Source organism: Mycobacterium sp. NGS51, assembly GCF_059812525.1.
Map to the genome: position 1 here is coordinate 1 of NZ_JCALCV010000067.1, position 355 is coordinate 355.

A 355-nucleotide genomic window follows, 5' to 3' on the forward strand; every position below is an offset into this window, starting at 1 on the left:
ACCGCGTCGGATCGGCCAGCGCCCGGCCCAGCCGAGCCAGCGCCGATTCCCTCACTTCACAGGTCAGCATGCACTAAACAGTACAGTCTGTACTGATATAACAGCAAGAGCTGTGGATCCGCGACGGGACGCCGCGCTAAGCCCTTGCCCGCCCCGGCTGGTTCCGGCCGCGCAATACCGGGTCTCAAGCGCGACATCAACAACCTCACGGGGTGTGCGCGAGGGCCCGGTGAATCAACGACACGTGGGTATCGACGATCGCATCAGCGCGCTGCCGGTGACAAGTGTGAGCCGGGGCGACAACCGACTCCTGCCCATACGTCGGATTCTCATCGCACCGGACGATTCCGATGGA

At 63.7% G+C, this 355-nt stretch carries 1 pseudogene; it reads right to left on the reverse strand.

The features are described from left to right. Positions 1–70 (reverse strand): annotated as a pseudogene (locus AC5Y5W_RS24990) (transcriptional regulator); the annotation flags it as partial. Between the last annotated feature and the right edge of the window lie 285 nt (positions 71–355).